Source organism: Faecalibacterium sp. HTF-F (assembly GCF_023347535.1).
In the GTDB taxonomy this organism is placed as follows: domain Bacteria; phylum Bacillota; class Clostridia; order Oscillospirales; family Ruminococcaceae; genus Faecalibacterium; species Faecalibacterium wellingii.
Genome location: NZ_CP094473.1, coordinates 1,609,462 through 1,633,148, shown reverse-complemented (window position 1 = coordinate 1,633,148; position 23,687 = coordinate 1,609,462). Strand labels below are relative to the sequence as shown.

Genomic DNA, 23,687 nt, shown 5'->3' with positions numbered 1-23,687 from the left:
TTATAGAGGCAATGAAGAAAAAATGCAAGCCCTGATTTTTGGACGGGTTCAATACTTTTGCCTTCGATAGAGTGCAAAAAATATGTCAAACTGGTTACAAGCGGGGAGAATGTACCAAAACCACAGTACAAATTTTATTGCTTTTGCTGAAAGAAATTTCCGAAAAGCAATATTTCTAAAAAACGAAACAACAAAGACCTTGTTGCAAACCGTAAAAACCTCTATATTGGAACCAGAAAAAACCACAGCCCTCTCGGACGAAGCCTGTTTGCCCCGGCTGTGTTTTGAACGGAATTTTATGATGGAGGATACACTATGAAACGCATTTCTCGTCGCAATTTTCTGAAAGCGGCTGGCGTGGGTGCCGCTGCACTGAGCCTGGCTGCCTGTGGTGGTGCTGCCAGCTCCACCGCGTCCAGCACGGCATCTTCTGCCGCTACTTCTTCCGCAGTGGCTGCGGACGTCACCATCAAGGTTGCTGCCATCGAGACCGGCTACGGCGCTGAGATGTGGAAAAAGGTCACCGAGGCCTTTACCGCCCAGACCGGCATCAAGGTGGACCTGACCACCGACAAAAAGCTGGAGGACGTCATCGGCCCCTCCATGCAGGGCGGCGACTACCCCGACGTGGTCCATCTGGCCACCGGCCGTGAAGCTGCCCTGACCGAGCAGTTCATCAAGGGCAACCTGATCGCCGACATCACCGATGTGCTGAGCATGACCGTGCCCGGCGAGAGCAAGAAGGTGAGCGAGAAGATCGCCGGCGGCTTTACCGACACCTCCCTGACCAACCCCTACGGCGACGGCAAAACCTATCTGGCTCCCATGTTCTACAGCCCCTGCGGCCTGTTCTACAACGCCGGTTTCCTGAAGGAAAAGGGCTGGGACGTGCCCAAGACCTGGGACGAGATGTGGGCACTGGGCGACAAGGCTGCCGCTGAGGGCACCTACTTGTTCACTTACCCCACCACCGGCTACTTCGACGCCTTCTTCTATGCGCTGATGTACGCTGCCGGCGGCCCCGACTTCTTCAACAAGGCTACCCACTACGAAGAAGGCATCTGGGACACCCCCGAGGCAAAGACCTGCTTTGATATCGTGGCAAAGCTGGCTTCCTACACCAACCCCATCACCCCCGCACAGGCCAACGATCAGGACTTTACCCAGAACCAGCAGCTGGTGCTGGACAACAAGGCCCTGTTCATGCCCAACGGCACCTGGATCGTGGGCGAGATGGCCGAGGCTCCCCGTGCAGACGGCTTTGAGTGGGGCATGACCGCCCTGCCCGCTGTCAAGGCCGGCGGCGATGGTTACAGCTACACCTGGTTCGAGCAGGCATGGATCCCCGCCGGTGCCGAGCATCAGGATGCCGCCAAGCAGTTCGTGGCTTACCTGTACAGCGACGAAGCCTGCAAGCTGTTTGCCGAGAGCGGCGCTATCCAGCCTGTGCTGGGCATCGCCGACAGTCTGGAAGGCGACAACAAGATGTTCTACTCCATCTACGACAACGGCGCAAAGGCCGCCATGGGCAACTTTGCAGCCTTCAGCGCCATCCCCGGCGTAGAAGTGCGCACCGTGTTCTTCGACCCTGTCAACTCTCTGGTGTCCGGCAGCATGACCGAGCAGCAGTGGATCGACGGCATCAAGTCCGCCAGCGACCAGATGCGCGCCAACATCATCGAGTAATTAAGCCCTGCCCAGCGGGGGCGGTTTTTACCGCCTCCGCTTTTTTGGGCTGTACAGTACCATCAAGAAAGGAGCGGTCAATCCCCTATGAGAACGGATAAAAGCCGCAAACGGTTCGTATTCCTCTGTGTGGCACCGGCTACCATCCTGTTTTTCCTCTTTATGATCCTGCCCACCCTCAACGTGTTCCGCATGAGTTTGTATGAGCGGGGTGCCTATTCTCCCAACGAGACCTTTGTGGGGCTTAAAAACTTCCAGCATCTGCTGCGGGACGCCCAGTTCATCCGCTCCATGCAGAATATGATCCTGCTGGTGGTAACGGTCACCCTGATTACTTTCGCCTTTGCACTGGTATTTGCCGCCATCCTCACCCGGGAGAAGATCAAAGGCCAGAACTTTTTCCGCATCATCTTCTACATCCCCAACATCCTGTCGGTGGTCGTCATCTCCGGCATCTTCTCTGCCATCTATAAGCCGGAAAACGGCATGCTGAACAGCATCATCGGCCTGTTCCGCAACATGAGCGACCCCATCCTGTGGAAGGGCGAAAAACTGGTCATCCCCTCCATCATCATTGCCATGGTGTGGCAGGCCATCGGCTACTACATGGTCATGTACATGGCCTCCATGTCTGCCGTGCCCATCAGCCTGTACGAGAGCGCCAATCTGGACGGTGCCGGGCGGCTGACCCAGTTCTTCCAGATCACCATCCCCCTCATCTGGACGAATATCCGCACCACCCTCACCTTCTTTATCATCTCTACCATCAACATGGCCTTCCTCTTCGTCAAGGCCATGACCAGCGGCGGGCCCAACGGCGCATCGGATGTGGCGCTGAGCTATATGTACAGCCAGAAAGACGCTGGCCTGTATGGTTACAGTATGGCCATCGGCGTGGTCATCTTCCTGTTCTCGTTTGCCCTGTCTGCCTGTGTCAACAAGGTCACCAACCGCGATACGCTGGAATTTTAAGGAGGGAAGAAGATGCAGAATACCACCGAAAAATCTTCCCGCTCTGCGGAAGGTCTGTACAAGTTTTTCATCTATTTTGTGCTGGTTCTGCTGGCCGTTACCATCATCGTGCCGGTGGCATGGGTGTTCATGGCCTCCATCAAGCAGAATGCAGAGTTCTACGGCAACCCCTGGGCACTGCCCGCCGGGTTCTACTGGCAGAACTTCGTCAACGCATGGAACGGCGCGAAAATGGGCGAATATATGCTCAACTCGGTCATCGTCACCGCGCTGGCGCTGGCACTGCTGCTGGTCGTTGCCCTGCCCGCCGCCTACTGCCTGTCCCGCTTCCACTTCAAGGGGTGCAAGGTACTGAACACCCTGTTCATGGCGGGCCTGTTCATCAACGTGAACTACATCGTGGTGCCCATCTTTTTGATGCTGCGGGACAGCGATGTGTGGCTGAAAAGCCACTTCGGCAGCGGCTTTCTGCTGAACAATCTGGTGGTGCTGGCGGTGGTATACGCCGCCACCGCGCTGCCCTTTACCATCTACCTGCTGTCGGGCTACTTTGCCACCCTGCCCCACGATTTTGAGGAGGCCGCCTATATCGACGGTGCAAGCTATTTTTCCACCATGACCCGCATCATCTTCCCCATGGCAAAGCCCTCCATCATCACCATTATCCTGTTCAACTTCCTGTCCTTCTGGAACGAGTATATCATCTCCATGACCCTGATGAGCTCCACCAAGGCACCCCGCACCCTGCCGGTAGGTCTTTTGAACCTGATGCAGGCGCAGCAGAGCGCCGCCCAGTACGGTACCATGTACGCAGGCCTTGTGCTGGTGATGCTGCCCACCCTGATTTTGTACATCTGCGTGCAGCGGCAGCTGACGCAGGGCATGACCGTGGGCGGCCTGAAAGGTTAAGGTGACAAACGATGAAAGCATACTGGAAAAACCATCCCGCCCTGCGCATGATCCTGATGCTGGTGCTGTTCGTGCTGGCACTGGTGCTGGTGGTGTCCGGCTGGAAAATGACCGGACAACTGGCAGGGCTTGGCATCATGCTGGTGGGCGTAGCGCTGCTGCTGGCAGTGCTGGCGCTGTATAACGCCGCCTACGATTGACCCCCTACAATTCAAAGAGAGGCAAAAGGAGAGTTTCCCATGGACGAACTGAGAAAGACCGGGCGCGTGACCATTCCCACAGACTTGGACGTTGTGCCCGAAACATTGGAGATCTTAAAAAAGTGGGGTGCCGATGCCATCCGCGACTGCGATGGCACCGACTTCCCGCAGCAGCTCAAGGATGCGGACGCCAAGATCTACTCCACCTACTATACCACCCGCAAGGACAACGCATGGGCAAAGGCAAACCCGGACGAGGTGCAGCAGTGCTACATCATGACCGGCTTTTACACCGCCCCCGGCGACACCGTGACCATCCCGCTGATGAAGGGCATCAGCCCGGAGCTGATGCAGGTGAACACCAACGACGACATCACCCGCTGGTGGGAGGTCATGGATCGAACCACCGGTCAGCCCGTGCCGCCGGAGCAGTGGAGCTACGCCGACGGCAGTGTGACCGTACAGGCCGTACCGTTCCATGAGTATACCGTCAGTTTTCTGGCTTACCTCATCTGGGACCCGGTGCATATGTACAACGCTACCACCAACGGCTGGACGAATTTTGAGCACCAGATCACCTTTGACGTGCGTCAGCCCAAGACCCACAAGTATTCCATGGAGCGCCTGCGCAAGTTCATTGCAGAGCACCCCTATGTTAACGTTATCCGCTACACCACCTTCTTCCACCAGTTCACCCTGATCTTCGACGAGCTGAAGCGGGAGAAGTTCGTGGACTGGTACGGCTATTCCGCCTCGGTCAGCCCCTATATCCTCAGCCAGTTCGAGCAGGAGGTTGGCTATAAGTTCCGCCCGGAGTACATCATCGATCAGGGCTACTACAACAACCAGTACCGGGTACCCAGCAAGGAATTCCGGGATTTTCAGGCCTTCCAGCGCCGCGAGGTGGCAAAGCTTGCCAAGGAGATGGTGGATATCACCCACGAGTGCGGGTGCGAAGCCATGATGTTCCTCGGCGATCACTGGATCGGCACCGAACCTTTCATGCCGGAGTTCAAGACCATCGGACTGGATGCCGTAGTGGGCAGCGTGGGCAACGGCTCCACCCTGCGCCTGATCTCTGACATTGAGGGCGTGAAGTACACCGAGGGCCGTTTCCTGCCGTACTTCTTCCCCGACACCTTCCACGAGGGCGGCGACCCGGTGCGGGAAGCCAAGGAGAACTGGGTTACAGCCCGCCGCGCTATCCTGCGCAAGCCCATCGACCGCATCGGCTATGGCGGCTATCTGAAACTGGCCTTGCAGTTCCCGGAGTTCGTGGACTACGTGGAGAGCGTCTGCAACGAGTTCCGCGAACTGTACGAGAACATCAAGGGCACTACACCCTACTGTGTCAAGCGAGTGGCCGTGCTGAACTGTTGGGGTAAAATGCGGGCTTGGGGCTGTCACATGGTACATCACGCCCTCTATTACAAGCAGAACTATAGCTATGCCGGTGTCATTGAGATGCTGTCCGGTGCGCCCTTTGATGTGAAGTTTATCAGCTTTGAGGATATCAAGAACGACCCGCATCTGCTGGATTCGTTGGATGTCATTATCAATGTCGGCGATGCCGACACCGCACACACCGGCGGCATCTGGTGGGAAGACCCGGAGATCTCCTCCGCTATCCGCAAGTTCGTCTGGAACGGCGGCGGCTTTATCGGCGTGGGTGAGCCTTCCGGTCACCCGTATCAGGGCCACATTCTCCAGCTTGCCAGCGTGTTGGGCGTGGAAGAAGAAAACGGCTTCACCCTGAACTACGACAAGTACAACTGGGAAGAACACCCGGACCACTTCATCCTGAAAGACGCCGACCAGCCCATCGACTTTGGCGAAGGTAAGAAGAACATCTATGCGCTGGAAGGCACCGAGGTGCTGGTGCAGCGGAACAAAGAAGTGCAGATGGCGGCACACGACTTCGGCAAGGGTCGTGCCGTGTACATCAGCGGTGTGCCTTACAGTTTTGCCAACAGCCGCACCCTTTACCGCGCTATCCTGTGGAGTGCCCACAGCGAGGAGGAACTGCATACATGGTTCAGCTCCAATTATAATGTAGAAGTTCACGCCTACGTCAAGAACGGCAAGTATTGTGTGGTGAACAACACGTACGAGCCGCAGGACACCACCGTTTACACCACAGACGGCAGCAGCTTTGCTCTGCATCTGGATGCCAACGAGATCAAGTGGTATGAGATCTAAGTTCTCCTTTTCATAAACGAACACAACGGGCAGCTCTGTTACCAGAGCTGCCCGTTGTGTTTGCTGTATCTGCCGATAACTCAACCTGTGTCAATCGAACGCTGCAATGGAGATGGCTGGAAACGCAGAAATTCAGTAATGCAAGCGTAATAGACCTGCAGAAAAAAGAAACTGCCCGTGCGAGTATGCGTAAGATGGTGAAACACTTACTGAAAAAATTTAAGTATCCACCGGTGGCATATGATACGGCAATCAGCACGGTCATTAGCCAGTGTGAGATGTGGACTGACAACATGGTAGTATGAATTGTATGAAATGTCGTTGATTTGTGCTTGGCAATCGGATTTCTTTTCTGTAAAATGATTTTAGAAAATACTATTATTGAAAATACGAAATGCTGTTTTATGGGAAAGATGATCTTAGATGACCTCCGCAAGCATCTGGAACGTCTGGACGAAGATGCAGACCTGATGATCGACAATAACGACCGCTATCAGATGGTGATCGTGGGCGGCAGTGAGTTCATTTTGCTGGGCAAGCTGACCCGTGCTACCCATGATATTGATGCCTTGAGCGTTCCAAAAGAACTGTACAGTTTGCTCGGCAAGTACGACATCAACACGGATGTGGAAGCCTACATAAAGGTTCAATTTTTTCTGACCGCAAGGCAATAATTGACGTGTTCAAATGCTTTCAGATTGGCCCCGGCACTTTCTATGATGCGGGTCTGAATGTTGCAGGGAGTCAGCCAATCATAGATCCGAAAGCCGTGTCTGCCCAGCAGCTTTTCCAGTTCCGCATACGAAAACGCCGACTGCATCGGTTCACCGCCTGCCTTTGCCATCATAATGGTGTTTTGCACTCTTTTTTCGGATGCGGAGAAGAAGCCCTCGTCCGGGCAGTCGAACACAAGTGCGCTCCCTTCTGCGGAAAGGTCGGCAATTTCGCTAAGAGTCTTATCAATCTCCTCCGCAGAAAGATAGTACGTTACACCCAGCCACGAAAACAGCGTTTCGTTCCTTTTATCGAAGCCGCTTGTAACCAACCGTTCCGAAAGGCGGTCTTTTGCAAAATCATCCGGTACAAAAGTAAGATTTTCCGGGGTGCGCCATCCTGCACGGGCAATGCGGGCTTGTTTGTCTTTCTGGGTCAGTGGATGGTCAACCTCGTAGACCCTGTGCCCCGATACAAATTCCTTTTCCCGGAAAGCAAAGGTATCCATGCCTGCACCCAAAATGACATACTGCGAGATCCCGGTCTGCGCTATATTTTTCAGCAGGCTTTCGGTATATGCAGCACGGCACAAGGGGGAGGGGGCAATGTGTTTGTTGACGAGCAGCCGGACGATTTCTTTGTCCGTAAGCCCGCTTGTGTTAAGATCCGGTTCAAAAAAGTGAGCACCATTCAGAATGTACCCCTGCACAGCCTCGTATTCTTCTGCCGTCATCAGCTCTTTGGCAAGCGGGTCTACAAAAACCGGATGCACTTCGTTTTCCGTATGAAACGCGCGCCCGAAGGAACTCATCAGGGCGGTAATGCTGGCTTGGCTTTTCATTCTTCTGTCCTCCTATACTTTTCTTATATAAAGTCATCATTTGTGTATTTTCTTTGCTTTTTCCGGGAGCGTTCTTGTCAGGATCAGTGTATAGGCAACCGTAATTGCAATCAGGGCACCGAGATGCAGCAAGCGCATTTCCATAGTCAGACCAGCATCGCTGGCAAATGTACCAAGGGTGTTGATGGCGGAATGGACGAGGATGCAGGGAAGCAGACTGCCGCCGCGATAAAAAATCGTGACCAGCAGGAAGCCGACTGCGGTTGCAAAGACGATCTGGCACAGATTGTTGACCAGCTCCATACCGCTGCCATTGAACAGGTTGATGATATGTCCGATGCCAAAAGTTACGCTTGATATGACAATGGCAGACTTGACATTATCCTTTGCAATCGCTGCAAACAGTAAGCCCCGGAAGATCACTTCCTCCAAGAAACCAACGCATAGCATACACACAATACGGCAAATGGTTTCTGGCAGTGAATAATTGAGCGCAATGCCGTTCCAAAGGTTCCCGGATGCCAAGAGAAGCAGCGGCACATAGTAGAGAAATCGGCAAGCGGGAACGGGCAATTTGCAAAGCCCGTATCGCTTTTGCAAATGGTTTTTTCGGATAAAGGCAATAAGAATGACCGCCTGCAAGATGCAGAAAGCAGCACTTGCCGAATATCCGATTCCAATCCTTTTGTTGAGCGGATTGGCCAGAGATTGCAGGACGCAGTAAACCACGATCCACAGGAGCGCAAAGGTCAGCTCGTTTTTCTCGTAGAGTTTTTTCAATTTCTTTCCTCTCTTCGCTAAACTTGGATGATTCCCTTTGCGCGATGCGCCTCCACGAAAATGGGGTATCCGGCGGTTTTAGCGCAATGGATACAGGCTTCCATCAAGGCTTGCCCGATCCCCAGACCCCAATACTCTTTTAGGATGCTGATGCCAAATTCGGCACGATGCGTCACTTTATACTGCGGTCCAATTGCATCGATCCCGGCAGTTCCTGCCACTTTACCGTCCACAAAGGCAATCAGTTCGATCTCATTCGGGCTAGTTTCTTTTTTCTCTAAGTAGCGGCTTTCCTGTTCCACATCAAAGCGATTTTCATCAGGATAACTCAGCAGATAATCTGTTTCTGCGTGTGTCAGATCAAGCACAGCGCTTCCATCGGATGCCACGCCGTTTCGGATGTGGACTGCCAGTCCTTTTGGGGTTATAATCGTTTGATCGTATTTCATTTTTTCCTCTTAAAAGCAACAGGTAATGTATCGGCTATTTATTCTGTCAGCACTGCGTAACCTCATGAAGTTCCACAACAGCGCAGCCCTTGCTTTCATAATATGCAAGCATTTCGGGCAGTTTCTTTTTATCGTAGCTGGTAATACAGTCCGACAGGACATGAACGGTATAGCCGTTTTTGGCCATGTTATAGCAGGTAGACTTGATGCAGGCTGCTGCGTCAGCACCGGCAATATAAAAATCGGTAATGCCGTGTTCCTGAAGGAAGGCAGTGAAAGCCTCGCTGGTCAGTGCATTACTTTTCGTCTTTGTAAAGATATGCTCGGATACGATATTCATCTCCGGCACAAGCTCTGCGCCACGGGTTCCGGGCTTGAAAGTCCTTGTTCCCGCAGACAAATTGTTGTGCTGAATGTAAATGACCCACAGGTTCTTTTTAACTGCCCAGTCAATAGCCGTGTTGACTTTTTCGATGATTTCCTTGTAGTTTTTTGTGATGTCGTTTTGAAGGTCGATCACGACCAGTGCGCTATGTTGCATGATAATATTCCTCCCAATTTGTTCAATCCGCTGCGCCTGCCAATTTCAAAAATTTCTTGTCCGATTGGATGCTCTGAGTCACAAACTTTCCATCCCGGAACAATGCGTATGTTGTGACCGGTGCAGGCACATTCTGAGCCGTCTCTTTCTCGGTGATGTGGATGGCTTTGAACGGGATCCCATGTTCCTCTGCAGCCTCCTGCACCTTTGGCACCCAATAATAGGTGTAGGGGCACTGGTCGGTATAGTAGAGGACAAAACCATTTTCCTCCACCCTGGGGTGCTTGGCGCAGGCCTTGAATTTTGGCGGCTGGGCACTCTCTGCAAGGGGCAGGCACATGAGGTTGATGCCGCAATCGGAGATGTCCGAAACCTTAAAGCCCTTATGGGTCAAAAACTTGGGGTCCGCGAGAAACTCCCGTTTGCGCCCCTCGGCACACAGAATGCAAACGCCGTTTTTGTCCTGCGCCTTGGCATCCCGAAGACATTCTTCCAGCAGCTCGCTGGAATAGCCGTGCCCTTTCAGGGAGCCGGAGACCCACAGACAGTTGATATAAAGCCAGCCTGCCGCTTCAATGGGCACCCATGCGTTTTCTGCCGGGATGTACTCGATAAAGCACTTGCCGCGCTCCGCACTGCGGTAAAAAACAAGCCCCTCCTCAAATCGCTGCTTAAGCCATTCCTTCTTGGCAAGGCTCTGTTGACCGGACATGGCACAACAGATGTGTTCCTTGTCGATGTTTTCTTTGGTAACTCTGATATAGTCCATCTTGCGGTTCCTCCTAGGTCCTTTTTTCCTTTTCTCATTCCGGTTTTGCAGGGCAGCGTCAAAAAACGCAGAACGGACTTGACCTCACATCCAGTTCAGCTCTGCGTCTTAGCGTCCGGCTGTTTGATTTCTTCCAGTTTTCCATCCATGAAGCGGATCACGCAGGTATACCTGCACTTGGGGCAGAACAGTGGAAAATCTTCCAGTACTGTATGCTCCCGGATCATGGTGCGTGTTTTGCTGCTGCACTTTGGGCAGCGTATCCAATCCGTTTTATCCATTGTTCGTACCTTCCTTCTGGATCTCCTCTAGCTTGCGCTTCCGGATCTGCTCGTTCAACGCTGCTGCAATGTAAAAGCTCTGTCCGAAGTCGATGAGATGCCACATCACCTTTGCCGCCAGAATAAACGTGCCGTAGATCAGCCCATCCAGCGTGTTGTACCAAAAACCCCAGTTATGGGCAAGAGGGAGCAACACTGCTTCCAGCAAAATTGCGTGCAAGAAGGTGCGGGCCCACCATGCACGATTGCTCAATTCTTCGCCGGAGGTATAGATGAGAAGGGTCAGCATACTGACCAGCGTCAGCAGGATGCAGCGTCCAAAAAACGTGACGACGGGAAGTTCGCTGGTAGGGTTGAACAGCAGACACATGAAAAAGGTGCTGAGCATGATAAGTCCATACACAAAAACAAACCGATGCAGCCAGAATTCGATCTTTTTCATATGCTCCTCCTTATCGTCCCAGCAGCCGTTTGAGCGTGCTGACATACTGCCGGGATATGATCACTTTTTCGCCATTGTCCAGAGCTGCCTCAAAGCGGCCGGAAAGAGAGGGCAGGACATAATCTATTTTCCCGGCATTCAGGATCATGGACTTGCTGCACCGGAACAGCATGGTGCCCACACACAAAGCTTCAAATTCGTAGAGCTTTTGCTTGCTGGAAAACACCTCTTTCTGGCAGTAGAAAAAAGCGCTTCCGTCCACCACTTCAAAATAATAGATGTCGGCAAGTTTCAGCCGACACAGTTTCCCGTCTGCCATACCGTTGACGGTGATCTGCCCGGCAGCGATGCTTTGGATCTCCTCCACCCAAGGCTCTTTGGGGTCGTGGCACCGCAGCAAAACTTCTTCCGCTCGCTCTGGGGTAATCTGTTCCACCGTTACCTTCATGTCCTCACTCCTTTCCCTGTAAAGAATATAGCACAGAACGCCCGATTGTTCCATGATAGGTGCAGTAAGTTGTAAAAATCAGGGGGTAAGTTGCAAAAAGCCGCTGTGTCGCAGAGCGCTTCTCCGACACAGCGGCCTTTTCGTTTTTGGCTGCGGCTTATCGCATCCGTCCATCGCCGCCCATCAAGGCGGTCATTTCTTCAATATAGTCCAGCGGGAACGGCGGAGAGCACAGGGGCTTCATGGCAATGCTCATGAGCTTCATGGGGTTGTCGTCTGCCGCCACCCGGTTGGAGCTGAGCTTTCCGCAGCGTTTGCAGCGGTGGATGATGGCCCACTCACCGCCTTTGCGCACCCAGACGGCCACCGGCTCCATGATGCCGCCGCAGTCGGAGGCACGGTCGCCGGGTTCTTCGTCCACATGAAGGCTGGACAGGCAGTTGGGGCAATGGTTGCGGTGGTCGCTGCCGGCATTTTGCGGGGTGCAGACCCGTCCGCAGACTTTGCAGGTAAAGGTATCGTTGCAGGCGTGGGTCTTATAGTAACCTTTTTCAAAGGTCTTGCGCTTATTTTCACGATTCATGGTATGGTCCTCCTGAAGAATTGCGTCTGTCCGTCTTCGGGAGGCGTGGCTTGTGGTATTTACCAGACCTCCCGGTCAGCCCACAAGCTCCAGTGCAAAGTTGTTGTGTTTCAAAAAGCTCTCCTTTGAAATCATAGTTCATCATGCGTTCCGGGAAAAAGTTATATTTTTCGCACATTTGCCATTGACATGCTCTGCGCCGTGTGATATATTTATCACACAATGTGTGCGAAATTTCTCACCTCATTTCATTGTATGGTATATCTTCATTCACAAGAAAGGAACTTTCCTATGAAAAAAGTCACGTTGAAAGAACTGGTCGCCGGCAAGATCATCTTTGCCGTTCTGGTCGCGCTCTACTACTGGATGTGGGCACGGAACGACTGGAAGGATTTTTATCCCACCATCCAGACCATTGTAGGTGGCTTCACGTTCTGGTATTTTGTGTTCCGCGCTATCCGGGTGCGGAAATATAAGCAGGAAGCTACCGACGAAATGGCCGAAGCCAATCTCCACCGGTGCGACAGCATCTGCTTGAAGGTCTGCATGGCCGCCCTGATTGGGATTGGCTTTGCCTGTGCCATCGGTCGGCTCGTGCTTACCACCGAGGTCATCGGCTACTGCCTGATGGGAACGCTGATCCTGATCGAAGTCGTGCGCACGATTGCATTCTGGCTGATGGACGAGAAAGGACTCTGAGCATGGCACTGGTCACAAAACTGAAAGAATACCGCGAACGGGACGACCTCAAGCAGGCGGAGCTGGCCGAGCTGGTCGGGGTGCGCCGGGAAACCATTGTCAACCTTGAAAAAGGGAAGTACAACCCATCCCTGAAGCTGGCGATGGACATTGCAAAGGTCTTTCACACCACGGTGGAAGAATTGTTTGCGTATACAGAGGATTAAAAAGACGCAGTGCAGATTACGGCAGGGCCGTAACCGGCACTGCGTCTTTGCTCCGCAAATAAGACACAAGATCCATTTTTCATCTGCCGTATTCATTTTTCACCTCGCTCGATGTTAAAGGTACGGAAGAACAGCTTTACATGGGCGTCCAGCTTTTCAAGGCTTTCGGCTTCCCGCTCCGGCTGGCGGTCGCAGACACTGAGCAGGGTGATGACCGGGGAAACGTACATCCATGCCAATGTATCCGGGTCCTCGTCCCGAATTTCGCCGCCTGCGATCAGGGAACGGAAAATACCTGCATGGTAAGAGATCATACGGTCCACATAGCGTTCTGAGAACAGTGCCGCAAGCTCCGGGGAGCGGAACTGCTCCAGCGTCATCATCCGGCGGAACTGACTGATCTGCTTATCGTGCAAAGAATACAGGAAGATCTGCCGGACTTTGTCCGCAAGAGCCTGCTCCGGGATATGAGAAAACGTAGGGCAGTCCTGCTTTACATTCTGCACATGAATGTCGATCCTGCCCGTATCTTTTTCGTAGTGGGCAGCCGTTGATTCCACGATGGCATCAAAAATCGCCTGCTTGCTGGGGAAGTGGTTGTAAAGCGAAGGCGCCTTGATGCCGACCGCCTTTGCAATCTCGCCCACACTGACGGCATCGTATCCTTTGGTCGAAAACAGTTCCAGAGACTTTTTAAGAATGCGCTGTTTGGTATCTTCCATTTTCCTTCGCCCTTTACTAACTAATATTCGTTAGTTCTACTATAATCAAAAAAGTTACCAATGTCAAGAAGTTTTCAAAGACAATGGAAACAAAATCGTTACCGCAGACCAACAGCGTCCATAATTACTTCAATGCTTTCCACAGGCTGATTTCCCCAGTCGTGCTCAACTTAACCGTGATAGTCTCCCGTAGCAGAATCTACGCAAACATAGGGCACGGTTTTTCCATCAATTTTGACGTAGACCTGATAGATGCCATCCCCCAGATCTTCGTAGTATTCCGGGGTGACGTTGTAATTTTCCCAAAGGCTTTTTTCAAAATCGGTTTTCCAGCTTTCATCAGAAGGAGCTGCGCTTTCTGCCAAATCTTCCGATTCGGCAGGGGATACCTGCTCCTGAACTACGCTGCTTGCAGGAGCAGTTGCTTCGGAAGAACTTACTGTCCGGCTGCAAGAAGAAAGAATGAGTGGTGCAGCAAGAGCAATACAGATCACTGGAACTGCTTTTTTCAAGATAAGATCCATAATTGACAACCTCCTTGGATAAAAGATGTAAGAGATATGATTTGAACTGCCAACAGGCAGATTCCAACAACGATTATCACGAAAGCATCAGCTCATCACAAAAGTGATACGCTTCGTGTCAATAAATCATACGAAGCTTCGCAGTATTCTGTGCAGGGAGGGTGTTTTCCGCAGAGTTTGATCATTCGCCGGATTCCATGTGCCGCATACGTTCCATCAGCCGCAGATGTTCCAGAAAACTTTTCTCCTTGAGGATGGCGATGCCTTGTTCTTCGTCCCCAAGGATCAGCAGATTATCCCCCGGTTGTATGTCAAATATCTTCCGTGCATTTGCGGGGATGACGATCTGCCCTTTATCTCCCACTTTCACCATGCCGAAAATGTGTTTTCCTTTGGGTGGCACTTCCAGCCCTAGGTTTTCCCGGTCGGTTTTCTCGTAGTTCACGAGGTCATCCATAGAAACACCGAAAACATCTGCCAGCCGCTTGCACCGTTCAATGTCCGGCAGAGATTCTCCGGTTTCGTATTTTGATAAAGTCTGGCGGGTCACTCCGATTTTTTCCGCCAGTTCGTCCTGTGAGTAACCGTGGATCTTACGAAGCGAGATCAGATTGTCCTTAAACATGATTTTTCTCCTTTTTAATTCCAAGGACGCACCAGCGCAGAATGGGCATCCGGCTGATGAGTTCATCCAGCAGGAATGCGCCCACAAAGGCTCCGGTGCCCACCAGCAGATAGACCAGCACTTCCGGCGTGTTGGGGGCGTGTTCGTGCAGTTCGTACGAGATCACAGCAAGGGGCAGATAATGAAAAATGTACAAACCCCATGACTTCTTTGCCATCCAGCGTGTGAATACGGTTGAGATGTCGGCATAATTCTTCATCGTTGTAAGGATTCCAAGAATGGCAAACCAGCAGTAAACGCAGGCATGGATGTTGTTCAGAACCGGTGCAATGGCGTAATTTCTACCAAAATAGCGCACGGTATACGAGATGCCAAGCACAGCCGAGGCTGCGTCAAACATCCACCACCACTTGCACAGCCGTTCCATTACTTCCTCGTGGGAAAACAGAAAATAGCCTGCAAAGAAGCAGAATCCATAAATGCCGAACCGATAAACGGTGACGACTGGGGTGTTCAATACCTGTGCCGAACCATAAACAACGACCGTCAGCATCAGGATGCTCCAGACCGGCGCTTTGGAACAGAAGTCCCAGACCCGGTCTTTTTCGATTTTCCGAACCACCAGCAAAAACATGGAGAACAGCCAGAGCATCTGGATGTACCACAGAGGTCCTACACCGGACAGCACGGTGATCAGATATACTATAGGCATCGGAAGACCAGCTATGTTCAGTCCGCCGCCAATTTTCAGGTTATAGATACCAAGAAGCCACTGGAATACGAACAAGCCAATCGTGGATGGAACCAGCAGCTTGCGGGTTTTATCTTTCAGAAATTGTTTTGTGGTATGGCTTTGCAGATAGTACCGTGCGCTCATCCCCGACACAACAAACAGCAATGCCATGAACCAGGGGTAAACCAGATATTGAAAGCAATCCTGTAACTGATGCTCCCGGAAGGGGCCAATCACACCAAAAGGCTGCACGCCATTGAACATATAGACCACATGGTAGATCACCACCAGAACAACCGTCATCCAGCGAATGTTATCCAGATACAGCTTTCTTGCAGGGGTCATGACATTCCCACCTTTGCAATGATTTTTAACACAGTATAGCACAAAGTCTTTTTCTTTGCGACCAACTTTCCTTGGCAAAAGCATTCGGTTCCTGTTAAGAATCGTTGCGGTTCATCTAAATCTGCAAACAAAACGAAAGACCGCGCCGTATAAGGAACACAGCTTACGCAAACCTGCTAACGAGTGTCAATGGTCTGAACAAAAAAATCAGCACTTCCTGCGACGGTGTACTGCCTGTTTTTCTCTGTATCCTGCGTGAATCGCCCTGTTTTGTGCGCGAATTACTGGCCACAGAATGCGGAAGCTGTGCTATAATATAAGTATCAGGACGTGGAAGGAACAGGGGGTGCAGCAATGAAGCTGCGGACAGCGATCGTGGAAGATCAGAAACCGGATGCCGAGCGGCTGGAACAACTGTTGAAAAAGGCATTTGGCGAGGAAGAGATCCTTTGCAGGCGGTTTGTGTGCGGAGACGATTTTTTGAAGGAATTTCCGGGTGAGGGATATCAGGTGGTGTTTCTGGATATCTGTATGGAAGGCACAAACGGCATCGAGACGGCGCGGCAGCTGCGCGCCGCAGATCCGGAGCTGCTCATCGTGTTTGTGACATCCTCGCCGGAGTATGTGTGGGATGCCTTTCCGGTGCATCCGTTCGACTACCTGCTCAAACCGTATAAAGAAGAAAAGTTTGACCATCTGGCAGGGGAGCTGCGGCGGGTGCTGGGGCGGCAGCAGCCGGAGCTGGAGGTGCGTATTGCCCGCCAGACCGTGCATCTGCCGCTGAAAAAGATCTACTATGCCATGGCCCAGAACCATTTTGTAAAGGTCGTTACCGATGACGGCGAGTGCCGCGCTGCGGCAAACTTTGCACAGGTGCAGGAACAGCTGATGACCCAGCCGGACTTTCTGGTGTGCAACCGAGGAGTCATCATCAACATGTCCAAGGTGCTGCGGTTCGACGGTGAATGCATTGAAATGCTGGATGGAGCCCGCCTGCCAGTGCGGCAGAAGGATAAAAAAAGCCTGCTGGCACAGTTCACGCAGTATCAGTTCCGCAATATGCAGCGGCAGATGTGAGCCCGGAGAGGAGGAACGTTTGTGAATTTTGCATTGTTTGGACGTTTTTTTCTGGAATTTGCAATGATGTATCCGGCAGAATACCTCTGCCTTGCCTCGCTGCAGGAGCACCTGCGTGCGCCGCGTAAAACCTATGCCATCGGTGCATCGGTGATCACACTGATGAGTCTGGCTGGCGCAGCGGTGTGCAGCATGCTGGACATAGAAACGAACCTCCTGCTCATCCCGCTGCTCATCATCAGCTTCTGGCTGCTGCGCTGGCGCACCGACCGGGAAGTATCGATCAGTCAGACCATGTTTCTGTTCTCGGTGTCGGCAGTGATGATATCTGTGTGCACCCTGCTTGCCGTCGTGCTGAACGCAGAAGCCGAGCTGGACAATGCACTGCCGGTGTTTCTGCCCAGCACCTCGGTCATCTGCCTGACCCTCTCGGTGATACTCAGCATCATCTTCCGCTTTACAGCAGTGCGCTGGAGCCGGTGGCTGCTGCAGGAGTACCACGGCGAAGCGTTCTGGGAGTCGGCATGGCCGCTGCCGGCGCTGTACGCGGCGTTTCTGGTGTTCTGCATGCCGAAGGAAATCGGTATCGTCCTGATGAACCGCATCCGCATCATTGCAGTGCTGGCGGTGAGTATCTCACTGCTGGGCATCTTTCTGCTGCTGTACGAGATGTACCACGTGGCAAAGGAATACACCCGCAGTTCTCAGCTGGATCGTGAAAACCAGCTGCTGGCCGTGGAGTCCCGCCGCTATATGGAGCTGCGCAGCTATCTGGAACAGACCCGCCACCTGCGGCACGATTTCCGCCAGCATCTGCATGTGATCTCCGGCCTGACCGAGGCCGGGCGGCTGGACGAACTGAAAAGCTACCTGAGCCAGTACGAGAGCGAGCTCAGCGATGCCCGGCCCACCCTGTGTGCCAACGCTGCGGTGGATGCGCTTGCCGGCCACTACGATTATGAGGCCCGGAGACAAGGCATTCCGGTGGAATGGAAACTGGAACTGCCCAGATTCCTGCCCCTGCCGGAAGCCGACCTGTGCACCATTCTTGGCAATCTGCTGGAAAATGCGCTCCATGCCAGCCAGAAGCTGCCGCCGGAAGAACGGCAGGTCAAGGTGCTGGCCCGGATGCTCAGTCCGGCCATGATGGGCCTGATGGTGGAGAACCGCTACGATGGCGTGCTGAAAAAGCAGGGCCGCGTTCTGCACTCCACCAAACATGACGGACAGGGCATCGGCCTTATTTCCGTCGAAACTGCTGTGCACAGGTATAACGGCAATCTGACGGTGGAAACGGGCGGCAACGTTTTCCGGGCCAATGTGCTGCTGAACCTGTAGAATATTCCTGCCCTCAGGCACCGGCTTTTTTGCACAAGCCGGTGCTTTTTGGTTGCACTTTCCCCGGGAAATCGGTATACTTAAACGAAAGACTGGGTACAGCAGGGCAGGAGGGGAGCGTATGGCACCGAACAAAACCACGCGGGGCGGGATCTCCCTGCGCCGCAGGGTCACGGCATGGCTTGCCGCGATTTTGCTGGTAACGATGCTTTCCAACGGTATCGCCACGGTGGCGGGTCAGTGGGCCGTGCGCGCCTTTGACGCGCTGCTGGCCGACAACGCCGCCTGTTACACGGTGCAGGATGCCATCAAGAACGAAACACAGGCTTTTGCACGCTATGTGCGGCAGCCCACCTCGGAAAGTGAGCAGGCCTACACCGCCGCCTGCGCTGCGGCCGAACAGAGCCTTGCGGCCCTGCCCTTCGATTATGCCCGCATCGGTGCGGAACGCTATGCCCGCACATGGAACCTTCTGCAGGGCTACGAGGGCTACCGGCAGGAGCGGGATGCCTTTTTACGGCTTTCGCCCGCAGCGGATACCTACATTGAACGGATGTACCATGTGATGGCCCTGCAGGATTATCTTGCCGAGTATGCACTGCGGCTGACGCAGGCCACACTGGAACAGGAAAATACCCTTTACAGCAGCACGGCGGCCCACATCCGGCATCTGCCGTGGCTGTATCTGGGGCTGTTCCTGACGGCGGCAGCACTGATGGTGCTGCTGGTGCGGGGACTGAGCCGCGCGGTGGTGCGCCCGCTGCTGGAGCTGGCGCAGGCTTCCCACAGCATTGCCGAGGGGGATCTTTCCGGTCCGGATCTGCCGATAAAAAGCAGCGACGAGGTGGGGCGGCTGACAGGCACCTTCAACCAGATGAAGCACGCCATGGCCCAGCAGCTGAGCACCCAGCAGGCCCTGCACCGGGAAGAGGTGCGGAACCTTGCACTGGAAAAAGATCTGGAACACACCCGGCTGGAAGTACTCAAGAGTCAGGTGAACCCGCATTTCCTGTTCAATACCCTGAACATGATCTCCTGCATGGCCCGGCTGGAGGACGCTTCCACCACCGACCAGATGATCGTGCATCTGGGCAGCCTGTTCCGGCACAATCTGCGCACCAAGCGTCAGCAGATCACACTGGAAGAGGAACTGGACGGGCTGGAAGATTATATCTATCTGCAGCAGATGCGGTTCGATGGACGCATTACGGTGGAAAAGAGCATCCGGGTGCAGCCTGCGGCGGTGCTGGTGCCGTCCTTTATACTGCAGCCGGTGGTGGAAAATGCATACTCTCACGGGCTCAAGTCCTGCGAGGAAGGCGGGCGCATCCTGCTGCGGGCATGGATGCAGGGCAGCGTGCTGGTGCTCACGGTCGCGGACAACGGCAGGGGAATGACGGCAGAGGAACTGGATACCCTGCAGGCCCGGATCGCCCAGAGCGAGCAGACCGGCCGCAGCATTGGTCTTGGCAATATTTCCCGCCGCATCGGGATGCTGTATCCGGGCGGCAAAATGCAGGTATACAGCCGCGCAGGCCGCGGCACAGTGGTGCGGTTTGAGATCCCACAGACGCAGTGGACGGAAGAAAGGGAGGGAGAACCTTCGTGAAGTGCAAATTGCTGGTGGCAGAGGATGAATTGATCGAGCGCAAGGTGCTGTGCAAGACGCTGCAGAAATATCTGGGGGATCTGATCAGCCTGTACGAGGCGAAAAACGGCAGGGAAGCCATGGAGCTCTTTGCTCGCGAAGCACCGCAGGTGGCGGTTCTGGACATTGAAATGCCCGGCTTCACCGGGCTGGAAGTGGCCCGCAAGATCCGCGAGACAGACAAAAATTGTGCGATCCTGTTCCTGACCGGATTTGACAAGTTTGACTACGCGCGGCAGGCAATCTCCGTGCGGGCCATGGAGTATCTGCTCAAGCCCTACAACGAGCAGGAACTGGTGTTTGCGGTGGAGGAAGCCATCCGGCAGGTGTCGGTGCAGCTGCCTGCCCGCCCGCTGCAAGCCCCTGTGCCGGAGGAGCCTGTCCGCCCAGAGGAGGACGGGGACATGCGCACCGCCATCATCCGGGCCGAGATCGGCAGCTTTATCGATGCCCACTATCGGGAAGACATCTCCATGCAGGATGCCGCAGCTGCCCTGCGTTACTCGGATGCTTACTTCTGCAAGCTGTTCAAACAGTGCTTCAAGGTGAACTTTTCGGCCTATCTGAACGAATACCGGGTGAACAGGGCCCGCCAGCTGATGCTGGACCCGCGCCTGAACATGAAGGACATCGGTGCGGCTGTGGGCTACAGCGATGCCAACTATTTTACAAGGGTGTTCAAGCGCCTGACGGGCCAGACCCCTTCGGAGTACCGTATGGCCGCAGCGGAAAAAGCGGTACAAGGATAAAACGGATAGAAAAGAAGCACTCGTTCTTTCCTGCCTGTCAGCAGGAGAAGGACGGGTGCTTCTTTGTTTTTGCCAGTTTCTTTCGTCTGAGGGATGCAAAAATTGTACTTGGATACAACAAAGATAAAATCGTGCTGCGTTTCGCAAAATAATCCGGTTTCGCAAAAATTCACGGTTTGTTAAAATCTAATCATAGAAAAAGAGAGAAAAGAGAGGATGCAATTCATGAAGAGAAGAACGTTTCTGTCGCTGATGGGCGCTGCGGCACTGACCAGCGGCATGATGTTCACCGGCTGCGGAGCAGGCTCCGACGGCGATGACCGCAAGATCGTGCGCATCGGCCATGTGCAGTCCCAGACCCACCCGGATCATCTGGGTCTGGAAGCCTTTGCCAACTACATCAACGAGAAACTGGGCGACAAGTACCGCGTGGAAGTGTACCCCAGCGAGCTGCTTGGCTCTCAGACCGAAATGGTGCAGCTGACCCAGACCGGCGCCATCGACTTTGTGGTGGCATCCACTGCCATCATGGAGACCTTCAGTGCAAAGTACCAGATCTTCAACCTGCCGTATCTGTTCTCCGGCGTGGAAGCCTACCACGAGGCAATGGACGACCCCGAGGTGACCGATCCCATTTTCAAGACTACCTCCAAGGCCGGTCTGGAAACGGTTGCATGGCTGGATGCAGGCACCCGCAACTTCTACACCATCAAGACCCCCATCAACCAGCCTTCCGACCTGAAGGGACTGAAGATCCGCGTGCAGCAGTCGCCCACCAACGTGGAAATGATGCGCCTGCTGGGCGGCACGGCCACCCCCATGGGCTTCGGTGATGTGTACACCGCACTGCAGGCCGGTATTCTGGATGGTGCCGAGAACAACGAGCTGGCCCTGACCGATAACGGCCACGGTGATATCTGCAAGTATTACTCCTACGATATGCACCAGATGGTGCCGGATCTTCTGGTGGCAAACTACGCCTTCCTGAACGGGCTCAGCGCCGAGGAGCGCGCCATCTTTGAAGAGGGCTTTCAGATCGTGAAGAGCACCGAGCAGGATGCGTGGGAGGATGCTGTGGCCGAGGCCAAGGACAAGGCTGAGAATGAGCAGCATGTCAACTTCATCTATCCGGATACTGCACCGTTCCAGGAGGCCATGGCCCCCCTGCACGATTCCGTGCTGGCAGCAAATCCGGAGCTGCAGCCCATTTATGATCGGATCCAGCAGCACAACGCTGCCCATACTGCGGACTGAGGAGGAGCATCATGGAAAAACTGAGAAATACTCTGAACAAGCTGCTCAACCTGCTGGCAGGCCTGAGCATGACGGTTATGGTGGTGCTGACTGCCTATCAGGTCATCGTCCGTTACATCTTCAATTCGCCCTCCACATGGTCGGAAGAGCTGGTGGGCTATCTGTTCGGCTGGAGCACCATGCTGGGCGCTACCATCGTTTCCGGTGAGCGCGGCCACATGAACATCCCCGTGCTGGTAGACCGGTTCAACCCCACCATGCGCAAGGCATTCCACATCTTTGCTGAGGTCATCGCCTTCATCTTCTCTGCTGCCATTCTGGTCTTCGGCGGTTTTCAGGTGTCCAAGCTGGCAATGGGCCAGCAGACCTCCTCGCTGGGCGTGGCCGTGGGTGTGTTCTACTGGGTCATGCCGGTCTGCGGCGTGATCATTCTGGTGTATTCCGTGCTGAATATTATCGGCATCGCCAACGGTTCCATCTGTCTGGATGCCCCGGAAGATGCAGACTTTGCAAAGGTGGAAGCTGAAATGGCCGCCGATGCTGACAAGGAAAACAAGGAGGACTAAGCTGTGGCAATTCAAGCATTACTCGTGATCCTGGCAGTGCTGCTGGCGCTGCTGTTTCTCGGCGTGCCTATCTCGTACGCCATTGCAGTCTCTTCGCTGACTGCCATCCTTTCTTCCATCGATCTGAACGTGGCTGTGCTGACGGCTGCTCAGCGCACCTTTGTGGGTATGAGCAAGTTCAGCCTGACCGCTATCCCGTTCTTCATTCTGGCGGGCAACATCATGAATCAGGGCGGCATCGCCAAGCGCCTGGTGGATTTCGTCATGGCCATTCTGGGCAAGCTGCCCGGCGCACTGCTGGTGACCAACATCGGCACCAACGCCCTGTTCGGCGCCATTTCCGGCTCCGCCTCCGCCGCGGCTGCCGCCGTCGGCTCCATGATCCGCGACGGTGCCGAGGAGCAGGGCTACGACCCCGCCGTTACTGCTGCCACCAACGCCGCTTCTTCCTGCTCTGGCCTGCTGATCCCGCCGTCCAACGCTCTGATCACCTACTCTTTGGCGTCCGGCGGTACCTCTGTGGCTGCGCTGTTCATGGCCGGTTACATCCCCGGCATTATCTGGGCACTGTGCTGCTGTGTGGTGGGCGTGCTGCTGGCTGTCAAGCTGGGCTATAAAGGCACTCCCGGCAAGTTCGACTGGAAAAATCTCGGCGTATGCACCCTGCGCGCCCTGCCTTCTTTGTCCCTGATCATCGTGGTCATCGGCGGCATCATCGGCGGCGTGTTCTCCGCCACCGAGGGCTCTGCCATTGCGGTCGTCTACGCGCTGGTGCTGGCTTTCTGCTACCGCTCCATCAACCTGAAGAGCCTGTGGAAAATCATCGTGGACTCTGCCAAGATGTCCGGCATGGTGGTGTTTCTGGTGGGCGTTTCCAACATTCTGGGCTGGGTCATGGCCTTCCTGCAGATCCCGGATGCTGTGGCGGCTGCCCTGCTCAGCCTGACCAGCAACAAGTATGTGATCCTGCTCATCATGAACGTGATCCTGCTGGTGTCCGGCACCTTCATGGACGTGACCCCGGCCATCCTTATCTTCACCCCGCTGTTCCTGCCCATCTGCCAGAGCTTTGGCATGAGCACGGTACAGTTCGGTCTGATCCTCGTGTATAACCTGTGCATCGGCAACATTACCCCGCCCGTGGGCAATGCACTGTTCGTGGGCATCAAGGTGGGCCGCACCTCTCTTTCTAAGGTCATGCCGTATATGCTTATGTACTATGTGGCCATCATCGGCGGCCTGCTTCTGGTCACTTTTATCCCGGCAGTGTCTACCGCACTGCCTCAGGCAATGGGCCTGATGTAACAAAGACACCTCCTTTTTCTTCTCCTAAAAGGCGGTACCTGCTTTGCGGCGGGCACCGCCTTTTCCTGTTGCACGAACCTGT

29 protein-coding genes and 1 pseudogene are annotated in these 23,687 nt (G+C 54.1%); 17 read left to right on the top strand and 13 right to left on the bottom strand.

Annotated features, from left to right (window positions below; translation table 11 throughout):
* The first annotated feature begins 82 nt into the window (after positions 1-82).
* From MTP37_RS07850 to MTP37_RS07815, 8 genes and pseudogenes are all read left to right on the top strand, one after another.
* The gene (locus tag MTP37_RS07850) at positions 83-319 is read left to right on the top strand and encodes a hypothetical protein (protein WP_249236776.1); all 237 of its coding nucleotides are present in this window, start codon (positions 83-85) and stop codon (positions 317-319) included.
* Positions 316-1,686, top strand: a complete 1,371-nt coding sequence (locus tag MTP37_RS07845) for a carbohydrate ABC transporter substrate-binding protein (protein ID WP_249236775.1) — start codon at positions 316-318, stop codon at positions 1,684-1,686. The genes MTP37_RS07850 and MTP37_RS07845 overlap by 4 nt, the downstream gene beginning before the upstream one ends.
* Before the next feature lie 87 nt (positions 1,687-1,773).
* Positions 1,774-2,658, top strand: a complete 885-nt coding sequence (locus tag MTP37_RS07840) for a carbohydrate ABC transporter permease (protein WP_005926926.1) — start codon at positions 1,774-1,776, stop codon at positions 2,656-2,658.
* A 12-nt stretch (positions 2,659-2,670) separates the two neighbouring features.
* The gene (locus MTP37_RS07835; RefSeq protein ID WP_249236774.1) at positions 2,671-3,567 is read left to right on the top strand and encodes a carbohydrate ABC transporter permease; all 897 of its coding nucleotides are present in this window, start codon (positions 2,671-2,673) and stop codon (positions 3,565-3,567) included.
* Positions 3,568-3,578: 11 nt separating this feature from the next.
* Positions 3,579-3,767 carry a DUF6903 family protein gene (locus MTP37_RS07830; protein ID WP_005926920.1) on the top strand — a complete coding sequence of 63 codons (189 nt, stop codon included), beginning with the start codon at positions 3,579-3,581 and terminating at the stop codon, positions 3,765-3,767.
* Between the two features lie 39 nt (positions 3,768-3,806).
* On the top strand, positions 3,807-5,966 hold the full coding sequence (gene gnpA, locus MTP37_RS07825) for a 1,3-beta-galactosyl-N-acetylhexosamine phosphorylase (protein ID WP_249236773.1): 2,160 nt from the start codon (positions 3,807-3,809) through the stop codon (positions 5,964-5,966).
* A gap of 149 nt (positions 5,967-6,115) precedes the next feature.
* Positions 6,116-6,271 (top strand): annotated as a pseudogene (locus MTP37_RS13210) (type I restriction enzyme endonuclease domain-containing protein); the annotation flags it as partial.
* Positions 6,272-6,370: 99 nt separating this feature from the next.
* Positions 6,371-6,640: a DUF6036 family nucleotidyltransferase gene (locus tag MTP37_RS07815; protein ID WP_249236772.1), complete on the top strand. Its 270-nt coding sequence runs from the start codon at positions 6,371-6,373 to the stop codon at positions 6,638-6,640.
* On the opposite strand, the gene MTP37_RS07810 is transcribed toward MTP37_RS07815, so the two are convergent.
* The 9 genes from MTP37_RS07810 to MTP37_RS07770 form a co-directional block, all read right to left on the bottom strand.
* Positions 6,613-7,521 carry a class I SAM-dependent methyltransferase gene (locus MTP37_RS07810; protein ID WP_249236771.1) on the bottom strand — a complete coding sequence of 303 codons (909 nt, stop codon included), beginning with the start codon at positions 7,519-7,521 and terminating at the stop codon, positions 6,613-6,615. The two genes, MTP37_RS07815 and MTP37_RS07810, sit on opposite strands and share 28 nt — an antisense overlap.
* 36 nt (positions 7,522-7,557) lie before the next feature.
* Positions 7,558-8,301: a CPBP family intramembrane glutamic endopeptidase gene (locus tag MTP37_RS07805; RefSeq protein WP_249236770.1), complete on the bottom strand. Its 744-nt coding sequence runs from the start codon at positions 8,299-8,301 to the stop codon at positions 7,558-7,560.
* A 17-nt stretch (positions 8,302-8,318) separates the two neighbouring features.
* Positions 8,319-8,750, bottom strand: coding sequence for a GNAT family N-acetyltransferase (locus MTP37_RS07800; RefSeq protein WP_396344356.1), 432 nt, complete (start codon positions 8,748-8,750; stop codon positions 8,319-8,321).
* Positions 8,751-8,796: 46 nt separating this feature from the next.
* On the bottom strand, positions 8,797-9,291 hold the full coding sequence (locus tag MTP37_RS07795) for a cysteine hydrolase family protein (RefSeq protein WP_249236769.1): 495 nt from the start codon (positions 9,289-9,291) through the stop codon (positions 8,797-8,799).
* A 22-nt stretch (positions 9,292-9,313) separates the two neighbouring features.
* A complete protein-coding gene (locus tag MTP37_RS07790) occupies positions 9,314-10,060 on the bottom strand; it encodes a GNAT family N-acetyltransferase (RefSeq protein WP_249236768.1) in 747 nt (248 codons plus the stop codon).
* A 95-nt stretch (positions 10,061-10,155) separates the two neighbouring features.
* Positions 10,156-10,341 carry a cysteine-rich KTR domain-containing protein gene (locus MTP37_RS07785; RefSeq protein ID WP_249236767.1) on the bottom strand — a complete coding sequence of 62 codons (186 nt, stop codon included), beginning with the start codon at positions 10,339-10,341 and terminating at the stop codon, positions 10,156-10,158.
* Complete coding sequence (locus tag MTP37_RS07780) at positions 10,334-10,783, bottom strand: hypothetical protein (protein ID WP_249236766.1); 450 nt, start codon at positions 10,781-10,783, stop codon at positions 10,334-10,336. Before MTP37_RS07780 ends, MTP37_RS07785 begins: the two co-directional genes overlap by 8 nt.
* Before the next feature lie 10 nt (positions 10,784-10,793).
* Positions 10,794-11,231 carry a LytTR family DNA-binding domain-containing protein gene (locus MTP37_RS07775; RefSeq protein ID WP_249236765.1) on the bottom strand — a complete coding sequence of 146 codons (438 nt, stop codon included), beginning with the start codon at positions 11,229-11,231 and terminating at the stop codon, positions 10,794-10,796.
* A gap of 157 nt (positions 11,232-11,388) precedes the next feature.
* Complete coding sequence (locus MTP37_RS07770; RefSeq protein WP_015536987.1) at positions 11,389-11,814, bottom strand: RNHCP domain-containing protein; 426 nt, start codon at positions 11,812-11,814, stop codon at positions 11,389-11,391.
* Positions 11,815-12,105: 291 nt separating this feature from the next.
* Between MTP37_RS07770 and MTP37_RS07765 the strand changes: the two genes are divergently transcribed.
* The gene (locus MTP37_RS07765; RefSeq protein ID WP_249236764.1) at positions 12,106-12,513 is read left to right on the top strand and encodes a hypothetical protein; all 408 of its coding nucleotides are present in this window, start codon (positions 12,106-12,108) and stop codon (positions 12,511-12,513) included.
* A 2-nt stretch (positions 12,514-12,515) separates the two neighbouring features.
* The gene (locus MTP37_RS07760; protein ID WP_186851585.1) at positions 12,516-12,719 is read left to right on the top strand and encodes a helix-turn-helix transcriptional regulator; all 204 of its coding nucleotides are present in this window, start codon (positions 12,516-12,518) and stop codon (positions 12,717-12,719) included.
* 92 nt (positions 12,720-12,811) lie between these two features.
* Here the strand turns inward: MTP37_RS07760 and MTP37_RS07755 are convergent, their stop codons facing one another.
* The 4 genes from MTP37_RS07755 to MTP37_RS07740 form a co-directional block, all read right to left on the bottom strand.
* A complete protein-coding gene (locus MTP37_RS07755) occupies positions 12,812-13,441 on the bottom strand; it encodes a TetR/AcrR family transcriptional regulator (protein WP_249236763.1) in 630 nt (209 codons plus the stop codon).
* A gap of 170 nt (positions 13,442-13,611) precedes the next feature.
* On the bottom strand, positions 13,612-13,965 hold the full coding sequence (locus tag MTP37_RS07750) for a hypothetical protein (protein WP_249236762.1): 354 nt from the start codon (positions 13,963-13,965) through the stop codon (positions 13,612-13,614).
* Positions 13,966-14,146: 181 nt separating this feature from the next.
* Positions 14,147-14,590 carry a helix-turn-helix domain-containing protein gene (locus tag MTP37_RS07745; RefSeq protein ID WP_249236761.1) on the bottom strand — a complete coding sequence of 148 codons (444 nt, stop codon included), beginning with the start codon at positions 14,588-14,590 and terminating at the stop codon, positions 14,147-14,149.
* The gene (locus MTP37_RS07740) at positions 14,583-15,668 is read right to left on the bottom strand and encodes an acyltransferase family protein (RefSeq protein WP_249236760.1); all 1,086 of its coding nucleotides are present in this window, start codon (positions 15,666-15,668) and stop codon (positions 14,583-14,585) included. The genes MTP37_RS07745 and MTP37_RS07740 overlap by 8 nt, the downstream gene beginning before the upstream one ends.
* 354 nt (positions 15,669-16,022) lie before the next feature.
* On the opposite strand from MTP37_RS07740, the gene MTP37_RS07735 reads away from it, so the two are divergent.
* From MTP37_RS07735 to MTP37_RS07705, 7 genes are all read left to right on the top strand, one after another.
* A complete protein-coding gene (locus MTP37_RS07735) occupies positions 16,023-16,745 on the top strand; it encodes a LytR/AlgR family response regulator transcription factor (protein ID WP_249236759.1) in 723 nt (240 codons plus the stop codon).
* Positions 16,746-16,766: 21 nt separating this feature from the next.
* The gene (locus MTP37_RS07730; RefSeq protein WP_249236758.1) at positions 16,767-18,083 is read left to right on the top strand and encodes a sensor histidine kinase; all 1,317 of its coding nucleotides are present in this window, start codon (positions 16,767-16,769) and stop codon (positions 18,081-18,083) included.
* Positions 18,084-18,204: 121 nt separating this feature from the next.
* On the top strand, positions 18,205-19,692 hold the full coding sequence (locus MTP37_RS07725; protein ID WP_249236757.1) for a sensor histidine kinase: 1,488 nt from the start codon (positions 18,205-18,207) through the stop codon (positions 19,690-19,692).
* Positions 19,689-20,480, top strand: coding sequence for a response regulator transcription factor (locus MTP37_RS07720; RefSeq protein WP_249236756.1), 792 nt, complete (start codon positions 19,689-19,691; stop codon positions 20,478-20,480). Before MTP37_RS07725 ends, MTP37_RS07720 begins: the two co-directional genes overlap by 4 nt.
* Before the next feature lie 216 nt (positions 20,481-20,696).
* Positions 20,697-21,734, top strand: a complete 1,038-nt coding sequence (locus MTP37_RS07715; RefSeq protein ID WP_249236755.1) for a TRAP transporter substrate-binding protein — start codon at positions 20,697-20,699, stop codon at positions 21,732-21,734.
* 11 nt (positions 21,735-21,745) lie between these two features.
* A complete protein-coding gene (locus tag MTP37_RS07710) occupies positions 21,746-22,300 on the top strand; it encodes a TRAP transporter small permease (protein WP_249236754.1) in 555 nt (184 codons plus the stop codon).
* Positions 22,301-22,303: 3 nt separating this feature from the next.
* Positions 22,304-23,605, top strand: a complete 1,302-nt coding sequence (locus MTP37_RS07705) for a TRAP transporter large permease (protein ID WP_249236753.1) — start codon at positions 22,304-22,306, stop codon at positions 23,603-23,605.
* The last annotated feature ends 82 nt before the right edge of the window (positions 23,606-23,687 follow it).

What these genes read in the sequence shown, in the direction of transcription:
- MTP37_RS07850 (WP_249236776.1), top strand. Translation starts at nt 83, where the DNA reads ATGTCAAACTGGTTACAAGCGGGGAGAATGTACCAAAACCACAGTACA.
- MTP37_RS07845 (WP_249236775.1), top strand. Translation starts at nt 316, where the DNA reads ATGAAACGCATTTCTCGTCGCAATTTTCTGAAAGCGGCTGGCGTGGGT.
- MTP37_RS07840 (WP_005926926.1), top strand. Translation starts at nt 1,774, where the DNA reads ATGAGAACGGATAAAAGCCGCAAACGGTTCGTATTCCTCTGTGTGGCA.
- MTP37_RS07835 (WP_249236774.1), top strand. Translation starts at nt 2,671, where the DNA reads ATGCAGAATACCACCGAAAAATCTTCCCGCTCTGCGGAAGGTCTGTAC.
- MTP37_RS07830 (WP_005926920.1), top strand. Translation starts at nt 3,579, where the DNA reads ATGAAAGCATACTGGAAAAACCATCCCGCCCTGCGCATGATCCTGATG.
- gnpA (WP_249236773.1), top strand. Translation starts at nt 3,807, where the DNA reads ATGGACGAACTGAGAAAGACCGGGCGCGTGACCATTCCCACAGACTTG.
- MTP37_RS07815 (WP_249236772.1), top strand. Translation starts at nt 6,371, where the DNA reads ATGGGAAAGATGATCTTAGATGACCTCCGCAAGCATCTGGAACGTCTG.
- MTP37_RS07810 (WP_249236771.1), bottom strand. Translation starts at nt 7,521, where the DNA reads ATGAAAAGCCAAGCCAGCATTACCGCCCTGATGAGTTCCTTCGGGCGC.
- MTP37_RS07800 (WP_396344356.1), bottom strand. Translation starts at nt 8,750, where the DNA reads ATGAAATACGATCAAACGATTATAACCCCAAAAGGACTGGCAGTCCAC.
- MTP37_RS07795 (WP_249236769.1), bottom strand. Translation starts at nt 9,291, where the DNA reads ATGCAACATAGCGCACTGGTCGTGATCGACCTTCAAAACGACATCACA.
- MTP37_RS07790 (WP_249236768.1), bottom strand. Translation starts at nt 10,060, where the DNA reads ATGGACTATATCAGAGTTACCAAAGAAAACATCGACAAGGAACACATC.
- MTP37_RS07785 (WP_249236767.1), bottom strand. Translation starts at nt 10,341, where the DNA reads ATGGATAAAACGGATTGGATACGCTGCCCAAAGTGCAGCAGCAAAACA.
- MTP37_RS07780 (WP_249236766.1), bottom strand. Translation starts at nt 10,783, where the DNA reads ATGAAAAAGATCGAATTCTGGCTGCATCGGTTTGTTTTTGTGTATGGA.
- MTP37_RS07775 (WP_249236765.1), bottom strand. Translation starts at nt 11,231, where the DNA reads ATGAAGGTAACGGTGGAACAGATTACCCCAGAGCGAGCGGAAGAAGTT.
- MTP37_RS07770 (WP_015536987.1), bottom strand. Translation starts at nt 11,814, where the DNA reads ATGAATCGTGAAAATAAGCGCAAGACCTTTGAAAAAGGTTACTATAAG.
- MTP37_RS07765 (WP_249236764.1), top strand. Translation starts at nt 12,106, where the DNA reads ATGAAAAAAGTCACGTTGAAAGAACTGGTCGCCGGCAAGATCATCTTT.
- MTP37_RS07760 (WP_186851585.1), top strand. Translation starts at nt 12,516, where the DNA reads ATGGCACTGGTCACAAAACTGAAAGAATACCGCGAACGGGACGACCTC.
- MTP37_RS07755 (WP_249236763.1), bottom strand. Translation starts at nt 13,441, where the DNA reads ATGGAAGATACCAAACAGCGCATTCTTAAAAAGTCTCTGGAACTGTTT.
- MTP37_RS07750 (WP_249236762.1), bottom strand. Translation starts at nt 13,965, where the DNA reads ATGGATCTTATCTTGAAAAAAGCAGTTCCAGTGATCTGTATTGCTCTT.
- MTP37_RS07745 (WP_249236761.1), bottom strand. Translation starts at nt 14,590, where the DNA reads ATGTTTAAGGACAATCTGATCTCGCTTCGTAAGATCCACGGTTACTCA.
- MTP37_RS07740 (WP_249236760.1), bottom strand. Translation starts at nt 15,668, where the DNA reads ATGACCCCTGCAAGAAAGCTGTATCTGGATAACATTCGCTGGATGACG.
- MTP37_RS07735 (WP_249236759.1), top strand. Translation starts at nt 16,023, where the DNA reads ATGAAGCTGCGGACAGCGATCGTGGAAGATCAGAAACCGGATGCCGAG.
- MTP37_RS07725 (WP_249236757.1), top strand. Translation starts at nt 18,205, where the DNA reads ATGGCACCGAACAAAACCACGCGGGGCGGGATCTCCCTGCGCCGCAGG.
- MTP37_RS07715 (WP_249236755.1), top strand. Translation starts at nt 20,697, where the DNA reads ATGCAATTCATGAAGAGAAGAACGTTTCTGTCGCTGATGGGCGCTGCG.
- MTP37_RS07710 (WP_249236754.1), top strand. Translation starts at nt 21,746, where the DNA reads ATGGAAAAACTGAGAAATACTCTGAACAAGCTGCTCAACCTGCTGGCA.